Origin of the sequence: Chitinophaga filiformis, assembly GCF_021646545.1 — a bacterium.
Taxonomy (GTDB): Bacteria; Bacteroidota; Bacteroidia; order Chitinophagales; family Chitinophagaceae; genus Chitinophaga; species Chitinophaga filiformis_A.
Genome location: NZ_JAKIRP010000001.1, coordinates 1,555,300 through 1,576,912, shown reverse-complemented (window position 1 = coordinate 1,576,912; position 21,613 = coordinate 1,555,300). Strand labels below are relative to the sequence as shown.

The window sequence follows — 21,613 nt, the reverse complement described above, 5'->3', positions numbered from 1 at the left end:
TTAACACCGTATTAACAATTTTGTTGAACTTTTGATCGAACTTAACCTTACCAAACCGATACACACTACACAATCCCAAATAGTATGCAAATCAGCGAGGACATCACAATGTTATCAGCCCTCCAGAAAGATAACAGACTTGAGGCTTACCAATACTTCTTTATGAAATACTATAAGCCCCTTTGCTTTAAAGCCTGCCAGATGCTGGGGGACCAGGAGCGTGCGAAAGAGGTAGTGCAGGAATTATTCATAGAGGTATGGAAAAAAAAGAGCTACAGGCAAATAGCCCATTCACCCGGAGGATTTTTTTACCATCTTTTACTTGAACGATGCCGAAGGATACAACAGGCGCCAGCCAGTCCTTGTCCGCCCTGCCAGACGGGACCTGCCCTTGTACCCCAGGCCTTATCTTCGCAACTGGCAGTAATGCTCGACTCATGAAGAACACCACATCTACATCACCCAAAATAATCCTCTCACCAGAAGATGAAATACGACCAAGAGTATATATACACATTACTCCTGCGTAAGCAGCTGGGCGAATTAAGTGAAGTGGAAGAGACGTTGCTGCAAAATGTTATACACACCGATGAACAGGTTCGTAAATGTTACTATGAACAGGAAGAAGCGAAGCTATATACTGACAATGCTTTTCTTGACGATCTGCGGATAGAACATGACTGGTGTAAAGTAGCAGCTGTACTTGCCCCTAAGCCCTTACACACGAGGATCGCGCTGTTTGTTAAACGGAACAGCGCTATTGCAGCCGCCTTCGCTACGGCTGTTGTATGTGCGGCAGGCTGGCTGGCCGACAAACGGGGTTATTTCCAGAAACCTACCGAAGCCCCGGCATATGCGTCAATGGTATATCATAAGGCGCCATCAGTAGTAAAAAAGACTACCCCGGCGCCCGATGTGGTATCGCCCGACACTACCGTTTGCGTTGGAACTAACCCTGTATTGATCGCCGGAAATTTTCCATTGGGGCCGGCTGAAGATACTGCAGCCTCCCAGCCCATCCATCCGCTTTCCGGCAGGCAGATCACGCACGACAGCATTTACCAGAGCAGCACCATTGAGTGGAATACACTGGCGGTACCTCCGAGAATGGATTACAGGATTGAATTATCCGACGGTACGGAAGTGCACCTGAATGCCAGTTCCACCCTGCGGTTCCCGTTCATATTCCCTGGCAGGACCAGGGAGGTTTACCTGGAAGGAGAAGCCTTCTTCACGGTAGCGCATGACCCGCAACACCCTTTTATTGTACATACGGGTACTACTTCCGTGATCGCATTGGGCACGGCGTTTAACGTAAATTCTTACGATCATAACATGATCACAACCTCCCTTGTCACAGGCAGTGTGGTAACAGATGTAGGTGATAGTCTTGATGTAACCCTGAAACCGGGTTATGAGGCCATTTACAAACCGGGTGAACGTTTTAAGGTAAAACGTTTTGACGAGAACGTTACCCTTGGCTGGAGAGATGGGATCTTCCGCTTTCACAATAAACCGCTGGAAGATATAATTCCGGTCATGAAGCGCTGGTTTGGCCTGAAGGTATCATTTGCAACCCCCAGCATGGCTAACCTGCTCGTTTCCGGTGATCTTGATAAGGATAAACCCGTTGCTGACTTTCTGAATGCCGTCTGCCAGGAAAAAGGTCTTGATTTCAAAATCTATGACGGTACCATTCACTTTACCGTAACGAAAAAATAGGCGGAGGAAATCAGGAAATCAGTTTCTGCCGTAGCAGGAATTCAAGTTTCTCGTTCACATCCAGCAACTTGGCTGTTAGCTCTTTATTCTCTTTCCGGAGGGAGTAAACTTCGTATGCCTTGTCTATATTCTGCTTCAGCTCATCATCGTTCCAGGGTTTTGAGAAGTATTTGTATACCTGCCCTTTATTGATGGCATCTATTACAGCATTGATATCGGCATACCCGGTTAACAGCATCCGGATCGGTTCCGGATATTTATCGAGAATGGATTCGAAGAACTCTATTCCCGTCATCTTGGGCATCCGCTGATCAGAAACGATGATGTGTACCTCCTGCTTGGCCAGCACCTCTTCCGCCTCCTCTGCAGAAGTAGCCGTAAACACTGTGTAGAGCCTACGGAAAGATGCCTTGAAAGCATTTAAATTGTGTATCTCATCATCAACATACAGGATATGGATGTGTTGTGCACTCATTGACGCAGCCTTGGATTCAAATAATTAAAAAAATGCGTTACAAACGAATGAAAGAAGGATAGACACTGAAAAACAAGCGCTTATATTGACCCATTCAAGGATAACATCCTCATATACAAGCTGTTCCGTACCTTGCTACCGTGAAATATTAGTAAAATTATAGAGAAACGTACATACCACTGCCGATTTTTTTGACAATGACAATATCTTTTCTGTGAAAGTGAAATAACGCCGTTTTATCGTTTAGCACTACACCCTTGAAGATTAAAAAAAAGCTCCTATGTTTGCTCTTGCTATCCAGTTTATTTCATGGAGGTCTGACCGGATGCCCCCAAATTGCATTCTAAGTTACGATAAACCAAAGTGATATAGTACTGTTGTATTTTAAACTGCAAACCATAGATTAAACTTAAATCCTTATTGACATGAAAAAAAACACGCTTGTTATCTTAATTATCATAGCCGTAATCGTAATACTCGGTGGTTGTGGTGTATCAAAATATAACAAAATCGTAGGGCTGGACGAAACCGTTAAAACTTCCTGGGGTACCGTACAGAGCCAATATCAGCGCAGATCAGACCTCATCCCGAATCTTGTTGCAACTGTAAAAGGCGCTGCCAACTTCGAGCAGGAAACACTGACCAAAGTGGTAGAAGCACGTGCCAAGGCTACGTCCATCAACGTGAACCCTGAAGACCTCACTCCTGAAAAGATGCAGCAGTTCCAGCAGGCACAGGGCCAACTGAGCACCGCACTGGGAAGATTACTGATGGTGACTGAAAACTATCCTCAGCTGCAGGCTAACCAGAACTTCCGTGACCTGCAGGCACAGATAGAGGGTACTGAAAACCGTATCGCTGTTGCCCGTAAAGATTTCAACGAAACCGCAAGAGTATATAACAGCACCATCCGTACTTTCCCGAACAATATCGTGGCAGGCTTCGGTGGCTTCCAGCAGAGACCTTATTTCGAAGCACAGGCAGGTGCAGAAAATGCCCCTAAAGTGCAATTCTAAACGCAAGCTGTATGAGCATATTCCCATTCAAAAAAAAGGAGCTCCTGACAGAAGCTGAAAAAGAACAACTGGTACAGGCTATACGCGATTCTGAGCGGCTTACCAGCGGTGAGATCAGGCTGTATGTGGAAAGCCATTGCAAGTACGTCAATCCCATGGACCGTGCACAGGAAATATTCCTGCAGCTGGGCATGGACAAGACCAAACGCAGTAACGGTGTTATCCTGTACATCGCTATGAAAGACCGCCAGTTTGCCATCCTGGGCGACCGGGGCATTCATGAGAAAGTAGGCAGCGACTTCTGGGTAAAAGAAGGAGAACTACTGGTCAGCTATTTCCAGAAGAAGGACTACGTTGGCGGCATAGAAGCCTGTATCAGGGAAATAGGAGAATCGCTTTGCAAGTATTTTCCTTTTGAAGGGAACGACGAAAACGAATTACCCGACGACATAGTGTTTGGAAGATAAGCGGCGGGTGAGAATCCTCCGCACTGTAAAATTTTATATGATGAGGAAAATATGCTGGTTATGGCTGGTTATACTGTTGTTCACCGGATGGAAAGTACAGGGGCAGGATATTCCACCCCGTCCTAACCCTCCACGGCTGGTAAATGACTTTGCAGGCGTATTGATAGGCAACGAAGCAGAAATGCTGGAGCATAAGCTCCGTGCCTATTACGATAGTACCTCCACACAGATCGCGATCGTAACGATGAACACCATCGGCGACTACGAAAGCAGTGAAGTGGGTTTAAAGATCCTGCGTGACTGGGGCATCGGTACCAAAGGGAAAGACAATGGTATCCTGATACTGGCAGTCATACAGGACAGGAAAGTGCGTATTGAGACCGGCTACGGCATGGAAGGAGTAGTGCCAGACGCTATTGCCAACCGTATCATAGATGAAGCGCTCAAACCTAATTTCCGTCAGCAGCATTATTACCAGGGCTTTGACGAAGCGGCTGACAAGATTATTGCAGCTGCTGCAGGAGAATACAAAGCAACTCCCGGTAGCCGCGGAGGCAAAGGGAAAGGCAGCAATGCGCTCTTCATGGCCATCTTTGTCATTATCATCATTCTTCTCATCATGAGGAACCGCGGTGGCGGTGGCGGCACCACTATCAGCAGAAGAGGATCCGGAGGCTGGATAGGCCCCACTATAGGAGGTCTCGGAGGCTTTGGCGGTTTCGGTGGTGGAAGCTCCGGCGGAGGCTGGGGCGGTGGTGGTGGAGGCTTTGGTGGCTTTGGTGGCGGCTCCGGAGGCGGAGGCGGCGCCAGTGGGAACTGGTAACAACACATAAATACCGTATAAAAACAAGAGGCTGTCCGCATAAATGGACAGCCTCTTGCTTTTATACCTCCGTTAGCGGGAACCAGACACTCACTCTGGTGCCACAAGGTTGTCCCGCTTCGTCGTACAGGTCTTCTATATCAAATGTGGCATCCAGATTAAAGCGCCTGTTATACAGTGCCAGCCTGTCTCTTGTAATCTGTAGTCCGCGGGAATGATGCTCATTTCCCTGCTGCCGCTGTGCAGCGGCTTTCTCCCTGCCAATGCCATTATCTTCTATCATACACAACAGACTTCCTTCCCGCTGATGGAAAGTAATGGACAGCCGGCCATCCCCTTTTTTATGTAATAAGCCATGCCAGATGGCGTTCTCCACAAAGGGCTGCAGGATCATAGTGGGGATATCTGTAAAATCAGGATCCAGCGCATCATCTACCATAATGGTATAACTGAACTGGTCTCCAAACCGTAATTTCTCCAGTTCCAGATAGTTTTCGAGCATCTTCAGCTCTTTTGATATGGGGATGCTGTTCAGCTGCGAATTGTCCAGTACATTCCTGATCAACCTTGCAAAACGGCTCAGATAGGACAATGCCTGCTCTGTTTCCCTCTTCATCATGAAGGTCTGGATAGAGTTCAGGGCATTGAAAATAAAATGAGGATTCATCTGTGCACGCAGCGCTTTCATTTCCAGCTGCGCTATCTGCTGCTGGATGACCGCCCGCCGGCGCGCTTCCTTCTTAATAGCGTTCACCCGCAGTTTAAAATAGATATAGATCAGCACTATGGTCAGCAGTGCGCACAATACCCGGAACCAGGCCGTTTGCCAGAAAGCGGGTAAGATATTGATGGTAAGGGTGGTAATACCGGTTGAAAATGTTCCGGCAGGATTTACACTGCGCACCTTGAACCGGTAGCTGCCGGGTGGCAGATTGGTATATCTTGCTACCAGCAGGCCTTCTGCCTTCACCCATTCTTCGTCTACCCCTTCCATCTGGTACAGGTAGCCAACCGATTCATGGTGGTACTGCAGGCTTTTGAACTCAATACTGATAAAGTTCTGCCGGTGCGATAAGGTAAGCGGCGAATACCGGCCACGCTCGGCCCCAATATTTATCACACTGTCCATGGTCCGGAAACTCAGAATAGTTACATCCGGCGGGGGCGGCGCCACCTCCAGTACTGTCGGATCAAATATTACAAAGTGATCCGAAGCACCAACCATTAGCCGGCCGTCCCGCAACTGACTTACGGAGCGGCGTACCTTCCTGTTATTATCTATAATATCTCCCGACTGTACAAAAGTCTCAATAGTTCCCTGCTGCCGGTTGAAACGGTAGAAACCATATTGGGTAGTGAACCAGACTCCTGTCTTTCCGATTACCTGCAGGTTCAGCACCCACTCGTCGAAAAGGGCGCCGTTGATCATCAAAGGCCTTCCCTTCGCATTGACAGTGTTATAGATCCAGAGGCCATGATCGGTTCCTGCTACAAGCGTACTATCGTCCAGGAATTCAATACAGGTAATATTGCTGACCGTTAGTTTATCCTGCAGGAAAAGTGCGGACTTGCTCACCTTTCCCGTCTTAATATTAAACCTGATCAGCCCTGCATCGCTGGTAGCCATCCACAGCAGTGAATCATGCTGCCGGGCTATATCCATTACTGTTATAGGCCTTCTGACATACTCCAGCAGGCCGGGGTAACGCACGAATTCATTGGTACGCGTGTCCCATCTGACAAGCCCTCTCTTATATAGTCCTATCCAGACGGCAGTATCTTTTTCGGGCAACATGGTCATCAAAGTCTGCTCTCCGAACGTTGGCGAATGGTAGTGATTCACGAACATGCCCTTTTCCGGATCAAATACGGAGAGGTGGCCATTTTCCTGACCTATCAATACTTTTCCGTCCTGCATTTCAGCAAAACTCCAGACAAGGCTCCGCTCTTCCGGCAACTGGTAAGCGGGGCTTTTGGCATCATGCAGGAATTGTGCCTTCAGCTCGAGCGACGGATTTAACCAGCTGAAGCCTTTCCCCCAGTACCCCGCATATATATTTCCCCTGCTGTCCTGAAACAATCCTGTTACCTCCGCCCTGGGCAAACGTTCGGCAGTGCCCTTGAACACCGTGCGGTGATCCATGATGCGGAAGGAGTTTTCCGGCGTATTTAAGATGTTAACACCCAGATCTGTTCCTATCCAAAGGCGGCCGTTGCGGTCGTTCAGGAAACAATTCACTTCGAAATCGTAATGCAGGCTCTGGTCGTCTTCGTTGTTGGCGCGGATGTTTGTAGTGAATTTGCCGGTGCTTTCGTTAAATCTGTAAATACCTCCTGTTTCGGTGGATACCCAGATATTCGTCCCTTTGTCAGACACGATGTCTGTCACCATATTCCCATCGCCGGAAGGCAATGAAAAGGAAAAGGCTTTCAGCTGACGGGTATCCGGATGATATTGATAAAGGGTATCTCCTCCCCTGGCGGCCACCCACATGCGTTGCTGGCCGTCTATGTAAAATCGCTTAACGCTGCTCATGATAGCAAGCAGGGGGTGATGATGGGGATTATTTGCATGATAATAGAGATTCTTACGGGGAGGATCAAACATGTAGATGCCTGTGCGTCCGCTGATCCAGAGGTTACCTTTTGCATCTTCTATAATCGTGCTGTACAGGTCTTCGCGTATAGCTTCCGGGATATTAGCGGGCTTGATAAAACGGCGGTTCGTCTCATCATACTGCAGGAGCCCTTCCTGGGTAGTGGCCCATATCACACCGGCATGATCCTGTATGATACGGCTGCAATGCAGGCTGCCATGCAAAGAGGGCGCAATATCGATCTTCAGTACGGACACCGCTGATGCAGCAGGGTCATAATAACGGATATTATCCGGAGCCCCCATCCAGATCCGTCCTTTGTTATCTTCACACAGGCAGATATCGTCATAGTAGATAGATCCCGGCACTTTATCAAAACTGGCGATCGTCACCAGGTTGATGCCGTCATAACGCTGTAATGCGGTGCTGGCGATCCATATGAAGCCTTTGCTGTCCTGCAGGATGGCGGAAACGTGATTACTGGCCAGACCATTTTTACGGTCAAGGTGTGAGAAGGTATACGCAGTGCCTTGTGCCTGCAAACCCAAACAATACCATGCCATCAGCCATAGTAACAAGACTGAGACAGATAAACGTTTCGATAAATGCAGTTTCTTCAAGTGGTGAAAGCGTTAAATTGTTTTGTGCACCCTGGCTATACCGACAGCTGCCTGGTATTTCCCTTCATCGAATGCATTTTCACTTTTTGCCATCACAATGGTAGCCACGCCATTTCCGATAAGGTTAGTAATAGCACGCGCCTCAGACATAAAACGGTCTACGCCGATCAGAATGCCCAGTCCTTCGATGGGGATCACCTTAATAGCAGTAAGAGTAGATGCCAGTACAATAAATCCGCTGCCAGTAATACCGGCAGCTCCTTTTGAGGTTATCATCAATATACCGATGATGGTTAGCTCCTGCCAGATGTCCAAATTTACGCCATAGACCTGAGCCAGGAATATTACTGCCATAGAAAGATAGATGCTGGTACCATCCAGGTTGAAGGAATAGCCGGCCGGTACTACCAGCCCTACTACCTGCCTGGCGCATCCGAGATCTTCCAGACGCGCCATCAGCCCCGGTAATGCAGATTCGGAAGAGGAAGTGCCCAGTACGATCAGTATTTCATTGCGGATAAATTTAAGATAATGCCACAGGCTGAAACGGTAAATACGCGCAATCCCACCCAGCACCAGGCCAATGAACAACAGCATAGTGAGGTATACACAACCCATCAGTTTCAGCATAGGATATAAAGAAGCCAATCCGAAGCTGCCCACGGTATAGGCCATCCCTCCGAAGGCGCCCAGTGGGGCCAGTCGCATGATAAATTTCAGGATGTTGAAAAACACTTCAGACAATTTCTCGAAAGTAGCCAGCAGCGAATTGCCGACGCCATTCATTTTTGTAACGCCGTAACCAAACAATACGGCGAAGATCAATACCTGCAGGATGTCTCCTTTTGCGAAAGAATCCACCACATTGGAAGGAACGATATGCATCAGAAACTCCGACCATTTAAACTCCTCCGCCTGTTGCTGGTATTTGGCTACTGCGGATGTATTCACATGTTCAAAAGCCCTTCCCACCCCTGGCTTCAGCTGATTGGCCACCAGCAATCCGATAGCGATGGCCAGGGTGGTAATGATCTCAAAGTATAATATAGCTTTACCTCCTACACGACCTACTTTCTTCATGTCTCCCATACGGGCAATACCGAGCACGATGGTGAGGAAGATGATGGGGGCGATCAGCATTTTGATGAGGTTAATGAAGACTTCACTCATGAACTTACCTGTGGTAGCGATGGAAGGGAATAGGGCGCCGGCAAGTATGCCAAGGATGATTGCAACGACTACCTGGAAGTATAAATGCCTGAAAAGTTTACTCATATAGTCAAGATACAAAAAAACGCTTAACGCAGCATGCTATTTGCATGCGACGTTAAGCGTTTATAATATGGTGTGTACTACTATCCCTTGATAGCGGCAATACCTGGAAGGGTCTTACCTTCGAAGAATTCCAGCATAGCGCCACCACCGGTAGATACGTAACTTACTTTTTCAGCCAGGCCAAACTGGTTTACTGCAGCTACGGAGTCACCACCACCTACCAGGGAGAACGCGCCCTGTGTGGTAGCAGCTACGATAGCATCAGCTACAGCTTTGGTACCTTTCTGGAAAGCTGGCATTTCAAAAACACCCATCGGACCATTCCACAGGATAGTTTTTGACTGTTGGATCGTTTCGCTGAACAATGCCACAGATTTCTCGCCTATGTCCAGTCCCATCCAGCCGGCAGGGATGTTGTCGTTGCTAACGATCTGGGTGTTGGCATCAGCAGCAAATTTATCAGCAGCTACTGAATCGACAGGCAGGATCAGCTGAACGCCTTTAGCTTTGGCTTTAGCCAGCAGTTCCAGCGCCAGTTCCAGCTTATCATTTTCGCAGAGGGAGTTACCGATCTCTTTACCCTGCGCCTTCAGGAAGGTATAAGCCATACCACCACCGATGATGATGTTGTTGGCTTTTTCCATCAGGTTCTCGATGATCAGGATCTTGTCGCTCACTTTAGCGCCACCCAGGATGGCGGTGAAAGGCTTTCCGGCACCGTTCAGTACTTTCTCAGCGTTACCTACTTCGGCTTCCATCAGCAAGCCAAACATGCGTTTGTCAGCAGGATAGAATTCAGCGATAACTGCTGTAGAAGCGTGTGCACGGTGAGCGGTACCGAAGGCGTCGTTTACATATACATCGCCCAGTTTGGACAGTTTTTCCGCAAAGGCTTTATCACCTTTTTCTTCTTCTTTATAGAAACGCAGGTTTTCCAGCAGGAGCACTTCTCCGGCCTGCAGGTTAGCGGCTGCGGATTCTGCTACAGGACCGATACAGTCTTCAGCAAATTTTACAGTAACACCATCCAGCAGTTTTACCAGGTGGTAAACCAGGTGTTTCAGGGAATACTTCTCGGTAGGACCATCTTTCGGACGACCCAGGTGAGACATCAGGATCACGCTACCGCCATCTTTCAGGATTTTCTTGATAGTTGGTACGGCAGCTGTCATACGGGTATCGTCGGTGATCTCGTATTTATCATTGAGCGGCACGTTAAAATCAACACGTACCACAGCCTTATGGCCGTTGAAATTGAAGTCGGAGAATTGACTCATTTGCAATTATTTTAAAAGATGGAGAAGTAATCTGAGAATAAAATATAAATGGTGAACAGTGAATGGTGTGTATAATCACCATTTACCATTCACCACTTACAGTATAGCAATAAGCTTATTTGCTGATCAGACCGGCGAAGTACTTAACAGTACGTACCAGCTGAGATACATAGCTCATTTCATTATCGTACCAGGATACGGTTTTAACCAGTTGTTTGTCGCCCACAGCAACGATCTTGGTCTGTGTAGCATCAAACAGGGAACCGTAAGTGATACCGATGATATCGCTGCTCACGATTTCGTCCTGAGTATAACCGAAAGACTCGCTGGAAGCGGCTTTCATTGCTGCGTTGATTTCATCAACAGTCACTTTCTTCTTCAGAACGGTTACCAGTTCAGTCAGGGAGCCGGTGATAGTTGGAACACGCTGTGCGCTACCATCCAGTTTACCTTTCAGGCCTGGCAGTACCAGACCGATAGCTTTAGCAGCACCGGTGCTGTTAGGAACGATATTAGCGGCAGCAGCACGAGCACGGCGCAGGTCACCTTTCGGGTGAGGAGCGTCGAGTGTGTTCTGGTCGTTAGTATAAGCGTGGATAGTGGTCATAGTACCCAGTTCGATACCGAAGCTGTCATCCAGTACTTTCGCCATCGGAGCCAGACAGTTTGTAGTACATGAAGCGCAGGAAATGATGGTTTCGCTACCATCCAGGATATCATGGTTCACGTTGAAAACTACTGTTTTCAGGTCGCCGGTAGCAGGAGCAGAGATTACTACTCTCTTAGCACCAGCAGTCAGGTGAGCGGCTGCTTTATCTTTATCTGTAAAGAAACCTGTAGATTCAATCACTACATCAATACCATGCTCTTTCCAGGGAATTTGTGAAGGATCTCTCTGTGCGTATATTTTTACTTCATTACCGTCAACGATGATCGCGTTATCAGAATGTTTAACTTCTGAATCGAAACGACCCTGTGCAGAATCGTACTTCAACAGGTGAGCTAATACAGCGGGACTTGTAAGGTCATTAATAGCTACCACGTCTATACCTGGCATCTTGTAGATCTGACGGTATACTAAGCGGCCAATACGACCAAAACCATTAATACCGATTTTAAGAGTAGTTCCCATTTTACACTGAGTTTGTTGAGATTGAAAAAAATTGAGTAGCGAATTTACAAGCTATAGCGGGATAAAGCAATATAAATTTAAGTTAAGCAAGTTTTTTTTGAAAATATCAAAAATGCGATTACCTTTGCAGTCCTCTAAACATGGTGAGCATGTTTAAATGGGGGATTAGCCGCGTTGGTCAATCGGCTAAGACGCCTCCCTTTCACGGAGGAATGACGGGTTCGACTCCCGTACGCGGTACCAGCACGGAAAAGGGAACATCAAATGATGTTCCCTTTTTCATTTTTGGCCGATTCCTTTTCCGCCCCTGATATCTTACCCTTATTTTTTCATTATTGATAGTAAGGAAACTTGATCATAGATTTTGGCCCCATTCTTATCTGCAACAAAATCTATCTTCTTATCACCTAACCTCCCCACAAAGACTTTATAGTTCTGCTGTTGGCTTATTAATAAATGAAATTAACCTATTAGTAAATAGTGCCCGTTGTATCAGTTTCATGTATATCCTAAACTAAATCGCCTCCCATCACTGGGCTTAGAGTCTGACATTTCAATTCCTATTTTTGACCATTCATCCGCAGTTGTCTTTGTATCCCAATAAGTTTTACAGCCAACTACGTATACAACTTTTTATACATACTTAGTATATTAATTTATATAATGGAAGTGAAATTAAAAATACCTCAGTATACGATAGGGAAAGGATTATCATTGGGAAAATGGTTTTGACATTGAGATCGGGATTAAGAATGGAATAATCAATATCATTGCAAATAAAGAGGGCCTTATTTCACTAGCAGGTCATTTATTAAACCTGTCACAAGAGGGTTTACCTTCAGGTTATCATTTACATTTTGATGAACATAATTCCTTAAAGGAAGGTTCTATGGAACTAATTATTCAAAAGAAGTAGAAGCAGAAGGACCTGATAAAACTTGGATATTTGCTTCAATCCTCCGTCCAATAATTCGACACTTGTCCGGACCAAGCCGACCTCAGATCGCTGATCAAAAAAAGTCTCATTTACCCACAGGATTTCAAACATCTTTTTGCTAGGACATTTCTTAAAAAAATAGTGAAAATTGAGCTGTATAATTTCGTCTGTCTGACTAAATCCCATACGTGGTAGCGGGGCACTGATATCACTAGCCTAATATTAATAATTTAGCCCTAACACAAAAGTGCAATAACACACATCGCTTATTCACAATATATTTGGCTTCAAACGTTTAAGCTATTATGTTCGTTATCCGAACATTGTAATTGTTAACAAATGCATAGTTAGCCTCTAAACATAATTATTCACTCATTTTTTATTCTGAATGAAAAGATCCCTCTGCCTGGGCTTGCTCTGCATATTGCTTGGCAGCTCACATCACTTATTTGCGCAGGTAGACCTCCCCACAGGAAGTGCGCAAGTCAATTTTCCTTTGTATAATTATAGTAATGACGGCAAACTAGGACTAAATGTCAGCTTGAACTATACTGGCGGGAATGGCATCAAAGTTACAGAAGTTGCTTCCAGTGTCGGTCTCGGTTGGACCATACAGGCTGGCGGCGTAATTAGCCGCTCAACCCGGGGAGAGCCCGACGATCAGGTGGGAGGAATTCTCGATGGAGACAATATCCCTACCGGCCGTATATACAGCAACTACGCCTATACTACTATGCCGGTAAAAGCAGGATGGATCCCACTGCAGGATTATGTCGTTCACTATTATCGCGGTGATGCCTCGGTTATCGATGATAGAGAAGCGGATATACTTACCTACTCTTTCAATGGCCGTCAGGGTAGTTTTATGATCGGTCCCAATGGATCAGCTATGGTACTGGACAATTCCAAATTGAAAATTGAAAAAGTAGACGAAAACCTTAGTACGAGTAACATCCTCACACGTTGGAGTAAATTCATTGTAACCGATGAAAATGGTATCCGATATACCTTTAGCGAAAAGAATCTGGATCGTATCATTCTTTACGAAACCTACGGGCAAAAAAGATTTTTCTTTGACCCACCTGTAGCAAACATCCAGACTTATACTTGTAAGCAGACTTACAAAGTGACCAATTATTCTGCGGTCAATAACTGGTACCTTAGTGAAATTTTAGATCCTCTCACCAACAAAAAAATCACATTTACTTACGAAAATTATAATCTCGACTACATTTCCGGTATTCAGGCCAGTTACAGCGTCAATCCCGCCGATGACGGCCAGCAGCAAATAGTGGCGCAACGAATAGAGCCACATTATACAGGTACCGTGAAACGACTCACTAACATAGATCTTCCTGACAACAACCAATTAACTTTCTCTTATTTTAGCAATGAAAGAGCTGATCTGCCAGGTGATAAAGCCCTGTTTAATATTACCATCAAGAAAGCGGGTTCAACTCAGTATGGCTATATTTTTAACTATCAGTACTTCTCCCAGACCAATGTAAGGGACTTTTTCTATGGATTTACTTCCGCCGAAGCAGCTTACTCAAGATTATGTCTACAGTCGTTTAATAAATTTGGTGTAGGTAATTACCCAGATCAAAAATATACATTCACTTACAACACCGGCACCTCCTCACGTGGCGTCCCAGGTAGGAACACCCCTGCTTTCGACCATTACGGATACTATAACGGTAACACTACATATGACTGGACTACAGATATTGGCATCTATAATAATGCACAAAACCTTTGCCTACCCAATAAACGGGTCGTAATCGGTAATGTGGATTACATGGGAGCAGGCATGTTGACAAGTATAAAGTATCCAACTGGTGGTATTCTCAGCTATGAATATGAAGTGAATGACGCACGTGATGGCGCTTCTAACGTAAAAACAGGCGGGCTGCGTGTTAAGAAAGTCATCTCCAGTGATGGCATAGGCGCCAATCCTGACATCGTCAAAGAATATAAATATGTGCAGGAAGACGGTACCAGTTCCTCAGGCTGGGGCTATGAAGCACCAAGATATCTGGATACATCAAGGACTGTACTTGTCATTCCTACAAAAGGGTCATATATCGCTGCCAATCTGGCCTATTCTGTAGCAATGCCCACTGCCCAAACGCTCTTCAAGATTTATGCAATGAAATCAAATTTGATGGCCGGTATTGCCAAAGGAAAAACTGAAGCAGGCATAGCTACTTCACAGATCAGTAGTCTCACCACATCGCTTGCTTCTTCTCTTGTCTTTATTGCCGTCAGCTATCTCGTAAGAGACGCATTTACTTCCGATTCCAGGACTACTATTTTTGATAATCAGGTTTACTACAGCGCACACGCTGCCAATCAAAACCCTCTGCCTATGCTTTACCGCAGGGTGGAAGTGTATGAAGGCACCAGTACCGACAATCTTGGGAAAACAATATATGAGTTCACTTCAGATCAGGACTTCGCAATCAATCACCCGATCCGCAATTCCATCAATGCCCCCAAACAACGTTATCTGCCTGGATTATATGGCCTCCTGAAACGACAGGTGATATTGAATAGAAATGGAGAACTGGTAGAAGATAAATACAATAAGTACACCGCTGACATAAAGGTAGAAGGTGATAACAGCATATTTACCTCTACTACATACAGAGCAAATCAAATGTTGGTTACTAACACCGAAGGATATGCGTATAATTACTCCCGCATTAGTTTTGCATCAGAGAAACATAGTCCTATCTCAGGCAACGCCATGCTAGCTTATACTATCGATAAAAAATATACTGGCAACAACTATCAGATGAAAAGAACGGATTACGAATATGATCCCACCTACTATAATCTGAAAAAGATCACCGTCCTGAATAGCTTCAATGAGAAAGAAGAAAAACGCTTCTATTATCCATATGATTATACAGCCAGTGGGGTTTTCAAGACCATGCTAGACAATCATATCTATAACATTCCTATCTCTTCTGAAACCTGGATACTTAAACCCGGAGGGGAAGAACAACTGGCCGGCGCAGAGATCAAAGAATATCAGCTACTCAACTCCGGGCATATAAAGCCATCAAAAGTATACCTGCTCTCTACAAATGCTCCTATCCCCCAAAGTACCATTGGCGCGTTCAGTTCATCTACCCTTGTGAGGAACAGCACTTATTTTAAAGAAGCCGTGAACTACAGCTATAATACAGCCGGTTATCTGGCCACCACTTCTTCCCTGAATAGCCTTACCTCCTATATCTATAATGACGATAATGAAGTAATCATCGCACAGGTAACCAATGCAGGAATAACAGACATCGGCTACAGCAGCTTTGAAGCAGGTGCAAAAGGGACATGGACAGTCAACGCATCAGGAACAGCTTCCACCAGTATAATTAACAATACTTCTCCTTCAGGCCAGTATTGTTTAAGCATGCCTGCAGTATCATCTGTGACAAAAACCGGGTTGAATACTTCTAAAAAATACCGCATCACTTATTGGCAGAAAGATGGTACCATCAATGTTTCCGGAGGTACAAAAACGGATCAAAAGGCTCTCTTGGTCAGAAACGGATGGACCCTTATGGCCATGACTATCACACAGGCAACAAGTATCACGATTACCGGAACAGGTCTCATGGATGAGCTGAGACTTTATCCAGAGCAATGCCAAATGGTTTCATTCAGTTATGACTCACACTTCAATGTGATCACTACCACCAGTCCGGATAATACTGCCATTTACTTTGAGTATGATTTGTTAGGCAGGTTAAAAAACACCTATGATGCGGATCGTAATCTCGTAAAATCAACAGATTACAAATATGTACAACAGTAAAACTCTATCATGAAATTATTCAATAAATATTTAAGACATCTGCTTTTGATGCTGGTGCTCCTGATTACTGACATAGAGACCCGAGGACAATGTATTACCGACTTTCCTGTAACCGTTGGCACTGTTAGCAGTTATGAATTTAGTGGCTCCGGTATTGCTACAAATATTACCTGGTCTGTCTCCGGCATAGGAACTATAATTAGCGACAAAAACACACGAGAGTGCGACGTCCGCTGGAACCAGATTGGAACAGGTACAATAGCTGTCGAATGGTATGAAAGCGGTCAACAAATGAACCAATGTTGGACCAGATCAGTAGTAGCTGAAATGCTAGGTGGTACTATCACTTCCTCAGTTACATCCTTTCCTCTCAATCAAATTTTCTCCTATACGGTACTTACCAGTACTGAGGGCGCATCAGGTGGCATAGGAAAAGACTACAACGTTCCATACACTTATAAATGGCAAGAATCAACAGACGGTAACAACTGGACAATGGTAGTTGGCGCCGTAGGATTAAATGGTTCTGGCAGTATACTGTTTGACAAGACCATGTATTTCAGAAGACAGGCATTTGATGGATATAATTTTGCTTTTTCCAATGTACTAACCGTTACGCTGGCAAATAATGTCACGGGAGGCATCATCTCAGCTGCACAAAAAGTACTGCCAGGCAATCTTCCGGCGAAACTGGTTAACACCATTTCGGCGGCAGGAGGGAATGGCTCCTTTGCGTACCAGTGGGAATCAAGTACTGACGAAGATACATGGGCGGTCATCAGTGGAGCTACTGCAGCCGATTATCAACCAACAGCACTGTCAAAAACCACCTGGTTCAGAAGGAAGGTCACATCCCTGGCGCAAACAGCGAATAGCAACGTGATTCAGATTCTTGTGAAGTCTGCCATCACAACCAGTATTCCCGATGGTTCACTACCTCAGTCGACACAAACCAAGATAAGTCCCCCAAACTATTCTACGGTAAATACCAGTCTGCTGAATACTATAACCTCTTATGATATTCTTAAACCCGGTATTACGGAGACTTCTCAGATCAACTCCCTGACTAGTCAACGGGATATCAGAACTACCACAGAATACATTGACGGGCTAAGAAGAGTATTAGAAACCGTACAGCAGAATGTCGGTTTAGCTGCTCAGGATGCCGTTGCCCTTAGTCAGTTTGACAAGTATGGCAGGCAAACCATTCAGCACCTCCCCTATCTGGCGGCAACCAATACCACCAACAAAGGCACATTCAGAGTTGATATAAACACGGCACAACCTGCTTTTTTCAATACGATTACTCAGAATAACGAAGACTTCTTTTATCAGCAAATGCTAACAGAGCCTTCCCCTGTAGCTCGTTCTGGCAGAAGCATTAATGCCGGAAAAAGTTATGGAGGCAATAATATTGGAAACAGACAATCTGAGCGTACTAATACTGCTGCAGACCACGTACGTCTATGGAGAATTGGCAATACTATCACAGATTACCCTGTCAGCAATATTGAATATGATCCTAATACTTTAACCGTTACTGTTACCACTGACAATGATGGATTCAATACATACAAGTATTTTGACAATGACGGAAAGGTTGTAATGACTGCCCGCCAGGGAGTTACTCCGCTTTATACGGACGAGCTCAGGACCTACTTCGTATATGATGATTTTGACAATGTCCGCTACATCATTCCCCCCTTGGCAACTAAGGACTGGTGGTCTAAAGCAGTATGGGATTTTAGCAGCACCGATGTAACCAAAGCTGCCTTAAAATCACTGGCCTTTAAATATTATTATGATGCCAAAGGCCGTATCATAAATATGGAAAAGGCAGGTATAGACAATGCTTACTCTTTTGTCTACGACAACCGCAACCGTCTCGTTTTGGTGCAGGATGCCACATTGAAAAGCCGCAACAAAGGTGAATGGTACCTGTATTTATACGACAACATGGATCGACAAACAATAGTGGCTATTTATACAAATACTTCCGCTACCAGAGAATCATTGCAGGCTTCTATGGACCAGGCACCTGCCACAGGCATTGTTCCCATCACAACTCCGCTCGTTAAGGACCTCGTTATTTACAACAATGAACATACGCCAACATATGTAGCTGGCAATTCGATTACCGCTATGCCCGGATTTGAGACGGATGCCGGTGAGGAAGCTGATTTTTCGATTAATACAACCACCAATACCATTACAGAAAACTTAACGGTCACTAATCCTCTGCCAGGATTAACCGGATATACACCACTGGTAATTTATTACTATGACAACTATACGTGGGATGGAGTCCAGGGCTTTGACAAAAACTATACGCTTAATGCAGGAAATAATCCTTACGCACAAACCTTCAGCACTCCCTCACAAAACATTTATGGCAAACTAACCGGTTACAAGAAGATCATCTCCGGAACTAACAACTGGATTAAAGGCACGCTTTACTATGATGAAAAAGGTCGTACCGTGCAACAACTGGAAAGCAATGTCAAGGGAGGTACTGATGTTACTACCAATCAGTATGACTTTCAAAACAACCTACTCTCCTCCTTTAGCAGGATCACAAATCCTCAGAGCACCACAGATCCGATTATCTATATACAGGAAAGGATGGAGTATGATGGCAATGGCAACATGCTGCAACAATATCATTCTGTCAGTACCAGTCTTACTCCGACATCAAAGCTCGTCCACGAAATGACCTATGATGACCTAAACAGAATAAAGACCTGGAAGATCGGGCCTTCGCTGGAAACCCTCACCCTCGATTATGACCTGTTCAACCGCGTTACTGGTGTCAACACAGCATATATCAATGATAAATCCGCCGGTAATTACTTCGGCATGCAACTATTTTATAACAGTGGATTTTCTGGCAAAAAACTGGATGGGAATTTGTCTGGTACCATCTGGCGCCGTAAAGGAGATGCGGATGTTGCACATGCCTATGGATACACGTATGACACCCACAATAGACTGGTAAAAGCCGACTATTCACAAAAAGCAAGCAGCTGGACCAATAGCAGCGAAGACTATACCGTAGCCATATCCCAATATGATGAAAATGGTAATATCGTAAAAATGAAACAGGAGGGCATGCTGGCAGGTAAAGCTAAAGCCACTATTGACGACCTCACTTACGATTATCCGGCGAGTAGCAACAGATTAAACGGCATTACTGATACACAAGGCGATAAGAATGTAGGCGACTTCAAGAACTACAGCGGCAGAGCAGCAGGCAGTATCGATTACATCTATGATGCCGCTGGTAACATTACCGGCGATAAAAACCGCAGTATTACTTTCTCCTATGATTTCCTATTGGGAAAGCCTCAGAAGATCAGCTTCGACAACAATGCCAATAAGTATATTACCTATACGAATGATATCACTGGTAATTTGCTGGAAAGGACGGTAAAAAATGAAAGTACTACGAATACATATACTTATATCAACGGTGCCGTTTACAAGGACAATGTGCTGCAATATGTATTGTTCGACGAAGGCCGGGTACGTAAAACAGCCAATAATACCTTCGTATATGACTACATCCTGACAGACCAGCTGGGCAATACCCGTACAGTGATCACAGAAGAAACAAATACTTACGGGTATAAGGCGACTCACGAAACCAATCCCAATCCTGCCCCTGCTGTACCTGAAAGAGAACTGTTCAGTTTCCCCGTACAGGTCGATGATATTCCTTCGGGAAATAAGTTCTATGACTACAATGGTACAACGAACCGAAAATTTGTAAAGCTGAATTATACTGATCCAAATCGCCGGGTTGGTACTGGCAAGGTATTAAAAGTGATGGCCGGAGATCATGTAGATTTGGGTGTGCTTTCTTATTACGCTACAAATTCGGATGCCAATAATACTGTCAACCAACCTCTGACAGACATTCTGAGTCAGTTAGTGAATGTATTATTAGGCCCGGCCAGTGTTGTCGCAAACGGCAAAGGAAATTTGCTGCAAGGCGTTAATGGTTCTATTCTGAACCAGCAAGACTTCCTCACTTTTATTCAACAGAACCAAAACAATAATCCGCCTTCAACAACCCCCAAGGCTTACCTTAATTATGCCTTATTTGATGATAATTTCACCATGGTAACCGGAGGAGCCCTCAGAGTCAATACCCCTGGAGATGTAGTACCACTGGCTGCCCAGTTGGATATTAGTAAGAATGGATTCCTCTATGTGTATGTAAGCAATGAAAGTAACAGCGATGTGTATTTTGACGATCTGGCAATCAAACATACAACAGGCCATCTCTTACAAGAAGACAGCTATTATCCATTCGGACTAGAAATACAGGCATTGGGTAGTGCTGCATTAAATCGCCTGCAGCATAACTATTTGTTCAATGGTATTGAGAAGATCAATGATCTCGACCTCCAGCTATATCAGACCTTTTATCGTACTTTTGACCCGCAAACGGGCAGATGGATGCAGGTAGACCCAAGAACGGAAGAATTTAACTCGATCTCCGGGTATGCAAATAACTTTAATAATCCGGTTAACCTCAGCGACCCATTTGGAGATGCTCCTTTAGGCATTGATCCTCCATGGTGGTCTCAGTTTTTCCAGGGTTATGGCATGAATGGGAATTCCCCTATTTTGCTGAGTACATTTGAAGTGATAGGCACTAATGTGGCCAGAGCAAATGCCTCTGAACAGATCATGAACTTTGCGACAAATGACTACCTTGATATAGAACGGAGAAAACAGTTATATGCACAGATGTATTGGAAAAAGAGAATTCAGGCTTATACTGCGGCCAAAGATGCGCAGCGACGGAAGTTTTTTGAGCAACTTCAGCAGATAAGTAAGATCAATAACATAAAGCCTCCCACCAACATCGATCCCGGTACGATCCGTGAATATGTACCTGACTGGAAAGACAAGTGGGCTGAAAGCGATAATTTTTTTGCGCAAGCTACCTATGAGCCCGTCGATGATGGATGGGTATTGACCCAGAGCTTGATACCCTTCCTGAGCATCAATGGAGTGACCCACATTGATGGTCAGACTGCCAACAACAACGATAAGGTCAAAGGTTTGGTAGGCGTGGCCAATACTGTGGTAGGCGATCATGTGGGGGGGATGGTAGTCAAAGGCATGGCAATACCTCTAATAGGTAGGTTGGGAAGAGCTGCTGAGAAAAGAGGGTTGTGGGCACTGACTGAAAAAGCGGCGTCAGTCGTCAAACAGCATAGAAATAGTTTTTTTGGAAAATTTTATAAGAGCGCTTCTGATGGATTGTGGTGGTCAGTAGACAAAACAGGACATGGAAAAAGTAAATTTAAAGTATTCAAAGAAACGGCCAAAGGCCTGGAATGGATCGCAGATGCAGACGAATTCGGCGATTTCATCATCGGCAAACACAAAGGAGATACAGGAAAATTCATAGAATGGAAAGATTTATTTTAAATAT

Annotated in this window: 12 protein-coding genes and 1 tRNA gene; 8 read left to right on the top strand and 5 right to left on the bottom strand. The window is 45.0% G+C overall.

Annotated elements, in window-relative coordinates:
• Positions 1–84 precede the first annotated feature (84 nt).
• Positions 85–441, top strand: coding sequence for a sigma factor (locus tag L3C95_RS06555; RefSeq protein WP_236385999.1), 357 nt, complete (start codon positions 85–87; stop codon positions 439–441).
• Between the two features lie 45 nt (positions 442–486).
• Positions 487–1,722, top strand: a complete 1,236-nt coding sequence (locus tag L3C95_RS06550) for a FecR family protein (RefSeq protein WP_236385997.1) — start codon at positions 487–489, stop codon at positions 1,720–1,722.
• A gap of 10 nt (positions 1,723–1,732) precedes the next feature.
• Here L3C95_RS06550 and L3C95_RS06545 read toward each other — a convergent pair whose 3' ends face one another.
• Positions 1,733–2,197, bottom strand: a complete 465-nt coding sequence (locus L3C95_RS06545; protein ID WP_236385996.1) for a response regulator — start codon at positions 2,195–2,197, stop codon at positions 1,733–1,735.
• Positions 2,198–2,622: 425 nt separating this feature from the next.
• Here L3C95_RS06545 and L3C95_RS06540 point away from each other — a divergent pair, with 425 nt between their 5' ends.
• The 3 genes from L3C95_RS06540 to L3C95_RS06530 are packed head-to-tail and all read left to right on the top strand — an operon-like array spanning position 2,623 to position 4,503.
• Positions 2,623–3,213 carry a LemA family protein gene (locus L3C95_RS06540; RefSeq protein WP_236385995.1) on the top strand — a complete coding sequence of 197 codons (591 nt, stop codon included), beginning with the start codon at positions 2,623–2,625 and terminating at the stop codon, positions 3,211–3,213.
• Between the two features lie 11 nt (positions 3,214–3,224).
• Positions 3,225–3,680, top strand: a complete 456-nt coding sequence (locus L3C95_RS06535; protein ID WP_236385994.1) for a TPM domain-containing protein — start codon at positions 3,225–3,227, stop codon at positions 3,678–3,680.
• Positions 3,681–3,717: 37 nt separating this feature from the next.
• Positions 3,718–4,503, top strand: coding sequence for a TPM domain-containing protein (locus L3C95_RS06530; RefSeq protein WP_236385993.1), 786 nt, complete (start codon positions 3,718–3,720; stop codon positions 4,501–4,503).
• A 61-nt stretch (positions 4,504–4,564) separates the two neighbouring features.
• Here L3C95_RS06530 and L3C95_RS06525 read toward each other — a convergent pair whose 3' ends face one another.
• The 4 genes from L3C95_RS06525 to gap all read right to left on the bottom strand — a co-directional run bounded on the left by L3C95_RS06525 (position 4,565) and on the right by gap (position 11,404).
• Positions 4,565–7,663, bottom strand: coding sequence for a two-component regulator propeller domain-containing protein (locus tag L3C95_RS06525; RefSeq protein WP_236385992.1), 3,099 nt, complete (start codon positions 7,661–7,663; stop codon positions 4,565–4,567).
• 69 nt (positions 7,664–7,732) lie between these two features.
• On the bottom strand, positions 7,733–8,995 hold the full coding sequence (dctA, locus tag L3C95_RS06520) for a C4-dicarboxylate transporter DctA (RefSeq protein ID WP_236385991.1): 1,263 nt from the start codon (positions 8,993–8,995) through the stop codon (positions 7,733–7,735).
• Positions 8,996–9,075: 80 nt separating this feature from the next.
• Positions 9,076–10,272 (bottom strand): phosphoglycerate kinase, encoded by a 1,197-nt coding sequence (locus L3C95_RS06515; protein ID WP_236385990.1) that lies wholly within the window; start codon positions 10,270–10,272, stop codon positions 9,076–9,078.
• A gap of 115 nt (positions 10,273–10,387) precedes the next feature.
• Positions 10,388–11,404 (bottom strand): type I glyceraldehyde-3-phosphate dehydrogenase, encoded by a 1,017-nt coding sequence (gene gap, locus L3C95_RS06510; protein ID WP_236385989.1) that lies wholly within the window; start codon positions 11,402–11,404, stop codon positions 10,388–10,390.
• Positions 11,405–11,572: 168 nt separating this feature from the next.
• Between gap and L3C95_RS06505 the strand changes: the two genes are divergently transcribed.
• The 3 genes from L3C95_RS06505 (at position 11,573) to L3C95_RS06495 (ending at position 21,609) form a co-directional block, all read left to right on the top strand.
• Positions 11,573–11,647 (top strand) — tRNA-Glu (locus L3C95_RS06505).
• 1,082 nt (positions 11,648–12,729) lie between these two features.
• Positions 12,730–16,164 (top strand): hypothetical protein, encoded by a 3,435-nt coding sequence (locus tag L3C95_RS06500; protein ID WP_236385987.1) that lies wholly within the window; start codon positions 12,730–12,732, stop codon positions 16,162–16,164.
• A gap of 9 nt (positions 16,165–16,173) precedes the next feature.
• On the top strand, positions 16,174–21,609 hold the full coding sequence (locus L3C95_RS06495; protein WP_236385986.1) for a DUF6443 domain-containing protein: 5,436 nt from the start codon (positions 16,174–16,176) through the stop codon (positions 21,607–21,609).
• Positions 21,610–21,613 lie beyond the last annotated feature (4 nt).

What these genes read in the sequence shown, in the direction of transcription:
- L3C95_RS06555 (WP_236385999.1), top strand. Translation starts at nt 85, where the DNA reads ATGCAAATCAGCGAGGACATCACAATGTTATCAGCCCTCCAGAAAGAT.
- L3C95_RS06550 (WP_236385997.1), top strand. Translation starts at nt 487, where the DNA reads ATGAAATACGACCAAGAGTATATATACACATTACTCCTGCGTAAGCAG.
- L3C95_RS06545 (WP_236385996.1), bottom strand. Translation starts at nt 2,197, where the DNA reads ATGAGTGCACAACACATCCATATCCTGTATGTTGATGATGAGATACAC.
- L3C95_RS06540 (WP_236385995.1), top strand. Translation starts at nt 2,623, where the DNA reads ATGAAAAAAAACACGCTTGTTATCTTAATTATCATAGCCGTAATCGTA.
- L3C95_RS06535 (WP_236385994.1), top strand. Translation starts at nt 3,225, where the DNA reads ATGAGCATATTCCCATTCAAAAAAAAGGAGCTCCTGACAGAAGCTGAA.
- L3C95_RS06530 (WP_236385993.1), top strand. Translation starts at nt 3,718, where the DNA reads ATGATGAGGAAAATATGCTGGTTATGGCTGGTTATACTGTTGTTCACC.
- L3C95_RS06525 (WP_236385992.1), bottom strand. Translation starts at nt 7,663, where the DNA reads ATGGCATGGTATTGTTTGGGTTTGCAGGCACAAGGCACTGCGTATACC.
- dctA (WP_236385991.1), bottom strand. Translation starts at nt 8,995, where the DNA reads ATGAGTAAACTTTTCAGGCATTTATACTTCCAGGTAGTCGTTGCAATC.
- L3C95_RS06515 (WP_236385990.1), bottom strand. Translation starts at nt 10,272, where the DNA reads ATGAGTCAATTCTCCGACTTCAATTTCAACGGCCATAAGGCTGTGGTA.
- gap (WP_236385989.1), bottom strand. Translation starts at nt 11,404, where the DNA reads ATGGGAACTACTCTTAAAATCGGTATTAATGGTTTTGGTCGTATTGGC.
- L3C95_RS06500 (WP_236385987.1), top strand. Translation starts at nt 12,730, where the DNA reads ATGAAAAGATCCCTCTGCCTGGGCTTGCTCTGCATATTGCTTGGCAGC.
- L3C95_RS06495 (WP_236385986.1), top strand. Translation starts at nt 16,174, where the DNA reads ATGAAATTATTCAATAAATATTTAAGACATCTGCTTTTGATGCTGGTG.